Here is a 2132-nt window from a genome sequence, read left to right on the forward strand (position 1 = left end):
CAAACAATTGAGCTTGGGGCGTTCGAGCCCGGCACGGTGATTCCAATTACATATGGTTCGGGAGTCACGGGTTCTCCTTCATCTTACACGGTGCCTGATTCGCCCGGTGAGCAGGTTTCGTTTTCGGTGAATGCAACGACTGGCGGCGGCGCGCATACCAAGGTTGAAGGCAAGATAACGGAATTTAAAGATGGGCGTTGGTATGGAAAATTGACTGTCAGCGATTTCGTGGACGTTGTGATTGTAAATATGTTCACATCGGGTGGGTTCGTGTCACAGAATGTTAGTATTACCGCACCGGGTATTTATGATATTTCGGTTCCGGTGCAAGAGCCCGAGGCAGATTATGATGTTTGGATTTTGAACCTCAAAACAGGGGAGGAATTGGATAGAATTACAGTGCCTTACACGCCGTTGAAAGTGTCCGTGGTTGCGAATTTGAACATTAGCAATCCCTCGGCCGTGACTCGTGAGGATGCGTATGTGAGCATCAACGGGCAGCGTCATGAAACGGGAAATTCTTCGATGGTAAAGACGCTTCAACTCGGTGTGTTTGAACCGAATGACACGATTCCGGTCTTGTTTGGCTCCGGCATCAGCGGGTCGAATAAAATCTATACTGTTCCCGACAAGCGCGGGGAAACGGTGTCGTTTGATGTCACTGGAACCGTGAAGAATGATGGAGACCCCGAGAATCCAGAGCCTCCGGTTGAACCTCCACCTGTGGAGCCACCGCCTCCTGAGGGTGTTGACCCGGGTAATGGTCCTGGCACTGTTGACCCGGGTGAACCGACTAATCCGAAAGGCGGAGACAATACAACGGATGCGGTCAAAAACTTGGAGAAGACTGTGATCGAAGAGGGACAGAAATCCCGAAACGTGACGGCCGATGGATTTAACAAAGTAAATGAAGAGTTGCACAAGAACACCGAGACAAACCTTGAGGCTTTAAGACGTGTGCAGGAAGCCATTCAAAAAACTGAATATGCCGTGAGGGATGAAGCAGTGAAAACGCGAAATGCGGATGCGCGAAACACAGGTAGCATCGTTGGGGCTATTGGCGGATTAGGCGAAAAAATCGATGAATTAGGGAAGGAACCTTCAGGAGGTGGCGGGGGACCTGATGATGTGGCATTACCTGAGGAAATCCAAACTATTACGGGAGGTAATACTGTTATTAGATCAAAGCTTGAAAAGCTTAATGTGCTTAAGGATTTGGAGGGTAATTTGCCGACTGCCACCGCTCCGGTTTTCGATTTAACCGTTGATCTCGGTGTTACGGATTTGAATATACACGCTGATTTTGGAGAAGAACAATATCGGAAGCCGGTGGAAAATGTCAGGGCGTTTATTTTGTATATGATGTTTTTTGGGTTTGTTTATCTCTTCATGAAAGTGATTGGAAAGGCATGGGGGCTGTGATTGTTTTCGGTTTATTTGGGTGGTTTTGGGATAAGTTGAGAAACTTGCCCGGTTGGTTATTTGGAAAGTTTGTCGATGCGTTTATATGGTTTAATAAAAAGGTTGTCGGACTTGGGGATGCATCGGTTGAAGGTGTTTTGGATTTGATCGGTAATGTTGTTAGCCCTGAAATGACCGAAGAAACTAGGAAGGTTTTGTCATATGTGGATTATTTTTTTCCTTTTAAGGAGGCGATAGGATACGGGCTGGTTTTATTCGGTGTTTGGGTGGCGGTTTCGCTGTATCGATTGGTCAAATCATGGATTCCAAACATGGGAGGTTGATTGCATGTCGCTAAATATAATCTACGGCCTGATGGGCGCGGGAAAAACCTACTATGCGGTCGCCGAGGTGGTGATCGATGCGCTCAAGAATTCAAAGCGGCACATTTACACATCGTTGCCGCTGCGGATTGATCCGCTGATTCTGCATTGCGCCGGACGGAACAACGCGAAGCGCGCGGAAATGGCCGAACGACTGCACATTCTCGAGGATGCGGAGAAGCCTGTTTTTAATGACGACGGCTCGCCGCTCCTCGATGGCGAGGGACAACAGGTGCGGTTGAACGAAGTGAAAAACTTTTGGCGGTTCACGAAACCCAACTCGATTATCATCGTTGATGAAGCGGCCGATCTGTGGGGCGCACGCGATTTCCGCGAAACGGACAAACT

General features: G+C 48.4%; 2 protein-coding genes and 1 pseudogene. All 3 read left to right on the forward strand.

The genetic code is table 11. From position 1 onward, the window contains the following. Window positions 1-1422, forward strand: a pseudogene (locus M2447_RS13640) (hypothetical protein); the annotation flags it as partial. Further along, window positions 1410-1745: a hypothetical protein gene (locus M2447_RS13645; RefSeq protein ID WP_277559057.1), complete on the forward strand. Its 336-nt coding sequence runs from the start codon at window positions 1410-1412 to the stop codon at window positions 1743-1745. The pseudogene M2447_RS13640 and the gene M2447_RS13645, both read left to right, overlap by 13 nt. A gap of 31 nt (window positions 1746-1776) precedes the next feature. Next, window positions 1777-2132: zonular occludens toxin domain-containing protein (locus M2447_RS13650; RefSeq protein WP_277559058.1), on the forward strand; the 356-nt coding region annotated here is incomplete at its 3' end.

This window comes from Ereboglobus sp. PH5-10 (assembly GCF_029504735.1).
In the GTDB taxonomy this organism is placed as follows: Bacteria; Verrucomicrobiota; Verrucomicrobiia; order Opitutales; family Opitutaceae; genus Ereboglobus.

Excerpts from the sequence above, each read along its gene's own strand:
- M2447_RS13645 (WP_277559057.1), top strand. The coding sequence starts at position 1,410 with ATGGGGGCTGTGATTGTTTTCGGTTTATTTGGGTGGTTTTGGGATAAG.